Origin of the sequence: Kitasatospora sp. NPDC056783, assembly GCF_042789895.1 — a bacterium.
Taxonomy (GTDB): domain Bacteria; phylum Actinomycetota; class Actinomycetes; order Streptomycetales; family Streptomycetaceae; genus Kitasatospora.
On sequence record NZ_JBHUAF010000132.1, the window covers coordinates 14,031 to 20,315 of the forward strand.

Here is a 6,285-nt window from a genome sequence, read left to right on the forward strand (position 1 = left end):
GTTCCGATGCGGTTGCATCGGAACCGCACCCTAGCCCAGAAGCCGATACGCTTGCATCGAATAAATCGGGACCGACGACGGAACGGGAGGCCGGCGATGCCGAAGCAGGTGGACCTGGAGGGCCGACGCCGGCAGATCGCCGAGGCCGTCTGCCTGCTGGTGGACGAGCTCGGGCTGGAGGGCGTCACCCTGCGGGACGTGGCCGCCCGGGCGGAGGTCTCGATGGGGGCCGTCCAGCGCTGCTTCCACACCAAGGAGGAGATGCTCCTGTTCGCGCTCGCCCACATCGGCGAGCGGGTCAGCGAACGGGTGCGCAGCCGGCTCACGGCCGGCCCGGCGCAGTCGGCGGCCAGTGAACTCGGACTGGTGGCGGGCGAGGTGGCGCTGCTGCGGGAGGAACACCGGGCGGAGGCCCGGATCTGGCTCGGCTTCGTGGCCGGGGCCGCCGTCAACCAGGCCCTGGCGCGGACCCTGCGGAGCAGCTACGCGGCCCTGGAGGAACTGATGGTGCGGCTGATCACGGAGGCCACGGGCGGCTCGTCGGCGGGTGCCGGGGCCGAAGGCGGCGGGGCCGAGGGCGACAGGGCCGACGGTGCCGGGGCCGAAGGCGGCGGGGTGGCGGCGCGGACCGAGGCCCGGACGCTGCTCGCCCTCGCCGACGGGCTCACCGCGCACGTCCTGGTCGGGCACCGGACGGCCGCGGAGGCCGAGGAGGTCCTGCACGCCCACCTGGCCGGGCTCTGGGCGCGCCGCTGATCCGCCCCCGGGCGAAGCCGGCCGGTCACCGGGACGAAGTGCCGCGCTCCATCGGGAAGTTGCGCGCCACCGCGCCGCCGCCCGGCCGATTCCCCGCTCGTACGGTCCAGTCCGTGGATAGTCGGGTACAGCGGGCTCCGGGTGGGGCAGGATCGGAGCCGAGTCCACTGGAGACACCTGTCGGACACCCATGTGGGGGGAGAGCCTGTCGTGACCGCTGTGGAGATCCCGGGGTCCAAGTCCATCACCGCCCGGGCGCTGTTCCTGGCCGCCGCCGCCGAGGGCGTGACCACCCTGCGCCGCCCGCTGTCCTCGGACGACACCGAGGGCTTCGCGCAGGGGCTGGACACCCTCGGGTACCGGATCGAGCGCGCCGAGGCGGCGTGGCGGATCGAGGGCCGCCCGGCCGGGCCCGCCGTGCCGGACGCCGACGTGTACTGCCGGGACGGCGCCACCACCGCCCGCTTCCTGCCCACCCTCGCCGCCGCCGGCCACGGCACCTACCGCTTCGACGCCTCCGCCCAGATGCGCCGCCGCCCGGTCGCCCCGCTCACCCGGGCGCTGCGCGAACTGGGCGTGGACCTGCGGCACGAGGAGGCCGAGGGGCACCACCCGCTGACGGTCCTCGCCGACGGCGTCCGCGGCGGTGAACTCACCCTGGACGCCGGGCAGTCCTCGCAGTACCTGACCGCGCTGCTGCTGCTCGGCCCGCTCACCCGGGACGGGCTGCGGATCACCGTCACCCGGCTGGTCTCGGCCCCGTACATCGGCATCACCCTGGCGATGATGCGCTCCTTCGGGGTCGAGGTGAAGCGGGAGCCCACCCCGGCCGGCGAGGTGTTCGACGTGCCCTCCGGCGGCTACCGGGCCGCCGACTACCCGATCGAGCCGGACGCCTCCACCGCCAGCTACTTCTTCGCCGCGGCCGCGCTGGCCGGCCGGGAGGTCACCGTCCCGGGCCTCGGCCGGGACGCGCTCCAGGGCGACCTGCGCTTCGTGGACGTGCTGCGGCGGATGGGCGCCCGGGTGGACGTCGCGGACGACCGCACCACGGTGGCCGGGAACGGCCCGCTCGGCGGGATCACCGTCAACATGCGGGACATCTCCGACACCATGCCCACGCTCGCGGCCATCGCGCCCTTCGCCACCGGGCCGGTGCGGATCGAGGACGTCCACAACACCCGGGTCAAGGAGTGCGACCGGCTGGAGGCCTGCGCCGACAACCTGCGCGCGATGGGCGTCACGGTGGCCACCGGGGACGACTGGATCGAGATCCGGCCCGGCACGCCGCGCCCGGTCGAGATCGCCACCCACTCCGACCACCGGATCGTCATGTCCTTCGCCGTCACCTCGCTGCGCGCGCCCGGCATCACCTTCGACGACCCGGGCTGCGTGCGGAAGACCTTCCCGGGGTTCCACGAGGCCTTCGCGGAGCTCCGGGGGGCGTGGGGGGTCTGACCAGGCCGGCTTGACGAGGCCCCGCCCGGCCGGCTTGACGAGGGCCCGGCCCGGCCGGCGCGGGCGGGCCCGAATCCCGGTTGCCGGGAAGCGGGCCCGGCGGCGAGGATGCGGTTCGTGTCCGAGACGGTGTTCGAGACGGTGTCCGAGGGCCCGGAGCTGCGGCCCTACCCCAAGATCCCCGCCCGCACCCGCTCCGGCGGCCCCGGCAGCCGGGTGTGGACGGCGACGGAGAAGGTGCACGGGGCGCACTTCGCGGTGGTCTGCGAGGGCGGCTCGGTGCGGGCCGCGAAGCGGCGCGAACTGCTGGACGACGAGGGGCTGGACGGCTTCTTCGGGGTGAGCCGGATCTGGCCCGGACTGTCCGTCGCGGCCGCCCGGCTCGCCGCCACCGTGCGCGAACCGTGGGGCACCGGCGCCAGGGTGACGGTCTACGGCGAACTGGCCGGCGGCCGCTACCCGCACCCCGGGGTGCCCGCCGTCCCCGGAGTCGAGCCGGTGCAGACCGGCGTCTGGTACGCCCCCGGCCTGCGCTGGCTGCCCTTCGACGCCACCGTCGAGACGCCCGAGGGCCGTTGGTGGATCGAGGACCGCGTCCTGCGCGCCGAGGCGCGGGCCGCCGGGCTCACCTGCGTGCCCCTGATCGGACACGGCCCGCTGAACACCCTGCACGACCTTCCGGTGCGCTACCCGAGCCGGGTGCCCTCGCTGTTCGGTCTGCCCGAGCTGCCGGACAACCTCGCCGAGGGGTACGTGCTCAAACCGGCCCGCGAGTGGTGCGAGTCGGAAGCGGCCCGCCCGCTGGTGAAGGTGAAGCAGCGGGCCTTCGCCGAGGACGACCGCTACGACGGCGCCCGCCCGTACCCGCCCCCGCCGGAGGGCGCGGCCGGCGTCCCGGCCTGGCTGCTCGTCCAGGCCTCGGCCCTGCTCACTCCCGCCCGGGCGGCGGCGGCCGTCAGCAAGCTGGGGCCGCGCACCCCGGCGGAGGCGGTGGCGGCCGAGATCGCGCAGGACGTGGCGGAGGAACTCGCCGAGGCCCTGGGCGGGTTGGAGGACCCGGTGCTCGCCGCGCTGCGCCGGGCGCTGGAGCCGGGAGCGCGGGCGCTGGCGGCCTTCGACGCGGACGACCGGCGCGGTCCCTGCGACTGCCGGGCGGAGTGAGGGCGCGGGGCTTCAGGCCGGCGGGAGGGTGAGCCGACGGGCTGACGGGCTGACGGGTCGGCGGGCTGACGGGCGGGACTCCGGGTGAGGGGTCCCGCCCGCCGTCGTGCTCTGAGGGGGCGTGCGCCCTGCGGCCGCGCGCCCGTTGGTCGCCGCGCGGGGGGTTCTCCGCGACCGGCTCTTATTGTACTGTCCGTCTAATAAGCGGGTGAGCGGGAACCCGCGGGGCAGGCACCTGGAGGCAGTCATGGCTCTCACCCGGCAGACGGGGCACGGCCACACCGAGGCCGACGACGACGTCTCGAAGCGGCTGCTGGAGTCGGCCGCCACCCTCTCCTTCGACCCCGCGACCGAGATCGACTGGGACGCCCCGCTGCCCGACCACCACTACGGCCTCAATCCGGAGTGGAGCACCCTCTACGGCACCCGGCTGTGGGACGAGATGACCGAGCGGCAGCGGGTCACGCTCACCCGGCACGAGGTCTGCTCGATCATGAACACCGGTATCTGGTTCGAGATGATCCTCCAGCAGATGGTGCTGCGCGACCAGTACCTCAAGAACCCCGCCACCGCCGAGTTCCAGTTCGCGCTCACCGAGATCGCCGACGAGTGCCGCCACTCGATCATGTTCGCCCGGGCCTGCGCCAAGATGGGCGTCCCCGCCTACCGGCCGAACAAGCTGATAGCCCAGGCCGGCCGTGCCTTCAAGGCGCTCGCCAGGGGTGAACTCGCCTACGGCGGCATCCTGGTGGCCGAAGAGGTGCTGGACGTCATGCAGCGCGACTGGATGCGCGGCGAGAACGTGCTGGAGATCGTCCGCGGCACCTCCCGGATCCACGTGGTCGAGGAGTCGCGGCACATGAAGTTCGCCCGGCAGGAGATCCGCGAGCGGACGCGCCACGCGAGCCCGGCCCGCCGGCGTGCCTCGGCCGCCGGCATCGCGGCCGGCGCGTACGTCATCGTCAGCAGCATGGTCCACCCGGGCGTGTACCGGGCCGCCGGGCTCGACACCCGGCGGGCGCTCGCCGAGGTGGGGGCCAACGAGCACCGCAAGGCGATGATGCGCACCAGCTCCCGGCACCTGATGGCCTTCCTCGCCGAGACCGGACTGCTCACCGGCCGCTCGGCGGCCGTCTACCGCCGGGTGCACATGCTCTGACGAACCGCCGGAAGGCATCCGTCCCCACCCCCACGCGCAGCGAGGACCCCACCCCGGCCATGGCCTACGCGATCACCCAGACCTGCTGCAACGACGCCTCGTGCGTGTCCGTCTGCCCGGTCAACTGCATCCACCCGACCCCGGACGAGCCGGAGTTCGGCACCACCGACATGCTCTACATCGACCCCCGGGCGTGCATCGACTGCGGCGCCTGCGCCGACGCCTGCCCGGTGGACGCGGTGTTCCCGGTCGACCGGCTGCGCGGGCCGGACACCGTGTTCGGCGACCTCAACCGCGACTGGTTCCGCGACCACCCCAGCGACCACGCCTGGGGCGCGCCCAGCTTCCCGCGCAGCCTGCCCGGCGACCTCGGCGCGCTGCGGATCGCCGTCGTCGGCACCGGGCCGTCCGCCGGGTACACCGCGCAGGAGCTGCTGCGCGGCACCAGCGCCGAGATCACCATGATCGACCGGCTGCCGGTCACCGGCGGCCTGCTGCGGCACGGCGTCGCCCCCGACCACCAGTCCACCAAACGGATCGCGGAGAGCTTCGCGAGCGTCTTCCGCGACCCCCGGCTGCGGATGCACCTCAACCTGGAGATCGGCACCGACGTCACCCACCAGGAGCTCGCCGCGCACCACCACGCGGTGGTGTACGCGGTCGGCGCGGCCGCCGACCGCCGGCTCGGCATCCCCGGCGAGGACCTGCCGGGCAGCCTGCCCGCGACCTCCTTCGTCGGCTGGTACAACGCCGAACCGACCGTGCCGGCCGACGCGGTGGACCTCTCGGCGGCCCGGCGCGTGGTGGTCGTCGGCAACGGCAACGTCGCGGTGGACATCGCCCGCATCCTGCTCACCGACCCCGACCGGCTCGCCGCCACCGACATCGCCGACCACGCGCTCGCCGCGCTGCGCGGCGGCCGGGTCCGCGAGGTCGTGCTGCTCGCCCGGCGCGGGCCGGAGCAGGCGGCGTGGACCACGGCGGAGTTCCTGGCGCTGCGGCGACTGCCGGGCGTCGAGGTGGTGGTGGAGGACCACCCGCGGGTGCGGGCGGCGATCGAGGCGGGCGCGCGTGCGGGGTCGGGCTCCCCGGCCGGTCTGCTGGCCGGGCTGCCGCTGGTCCCGCACGACGGGGGCGCCGACCCCGGGCCGGGGCGGCGGATCGTGCTGCGGTTCCTGTCGGCGCCGGTCGCGCTCTCCGGGGACGGGCGGGTCGAGGCCCTGACCGTCGAGCGGACCGCGCCGACGGCGGACGGCGGGGTCGAGGGCACCGGGGCCGAGGACGTGCTGCGGGCCGGGCTGGTGGTGCGCTCGATCGGCCACCGGGGCGTGCCGCTGCCCGGGCTGCCCTTCGACGAGGCGGCGGGGACCGTCGCGCACCGGGAGGGGCGGGTCGTCGACCCGGCGACCGGCCGGCCGCTGCCGGGGACGTACGTGGTGGGCTGGGCCAAGCGCGGCCCGTCCGGCGGGATCGGTGCCAACCGGGCCTGCGCGCGCGAGACCGTGGACGCGCTGATGGACGACGCGGCCGCCCGCGCGCTGCCCGTCCCGGCGGCGGGCGGCAGGGAGTTCGACCGGCTGGTGCGCCGCCGCCGCCCGGACGCCGTCGGACTGCGCGAGCTGCGGGCGGTGGACCGCGCGGAGCGCGAGCGGGGCGAGGCCGAGGGGCGCCCCCGGGTGAAGCTCGCCACCGTGCCCGACCTGCTGGCGGCCGGGCGGCGTCGGTAGCACCGGCAGGGGGCGGATGACGTG

At 75.4% G+C, this 6,285-nt stretch carries 5 protein-coding genes; all 5 read left to right on the top strand.

From position 1 onward, the window contains the following. The first annotated feature begins 96 nt into the window (after nucleotides 1-96). The 5 genes from ACFRMQ_RS20050 (at nucleotide 97) to ACFRMQ_RS20070 (ending at nucleotide 6,261) form a co-directional block, all read left to right on the top strand. Complete coding sequence (locus ACFRMQ_RS20050; protein ID WP_380731832.1) at nucleotides 97-756, top strand: TetR/AcrR family transcriptional regulator; 660 nt, start codon at nucleotides 97-99, stop codon at nucleotides 754-756. 210 nt (nucleotides 757-966) lie between these two features. Further along, nucleotides 967-2,214 carry a 3-phosphoshikimate 1-carboxyvinyltransferase gene (gene aroA, locus ACFRMQ_RS20055; RefSeq protein WP_380731833.1) on the top strand — a complete coding sequence of 416 codons (1,248 nt, stop codon included), beginning with the start codon at nucleotides 967-969 and terminating at the stop codon, nucleotides 2,212-2,214. Nucleotides 2,215-2,331: 117 nt separating this feature from the next. Next, nucleotides 2,332-3,375, top strand: a complete 1,044-nt coding sequence (locus ACFRMQ_RS20060) for an RNA ligase family protein (protein WP_380731834.1) — start codon at nucleotides 2,332-2,334, stop codon at nucleotides 3,373-3,375. Nucleotides 3,376-3,622: 247 nt separating this feature from the next. Next, entirely contained in the window at nucleotides 3,623-4,534 is a 912-nt protein-coding gene (locus tag ACFRMQ_RS20065) for a diiron oxygenase (RefSeq protein WP_380731835.1), read from the top strand. 59 nt (nucleotides 4,535-4,593) lie between these two features. Further along, complete coding sequence (locus ACFRMQ_RS20070; protein ID WP_380731836.1) at nucleotides 4,594-6,261, top strand: 4Fe-4S binding protein; 1,668 nt, start codon at nucleotides 4,594-4,596, stop codon at nucleotides 6,259-6,261. Nucleotides 6,262-6,285 lie beyond the last annotated feature (24 nt).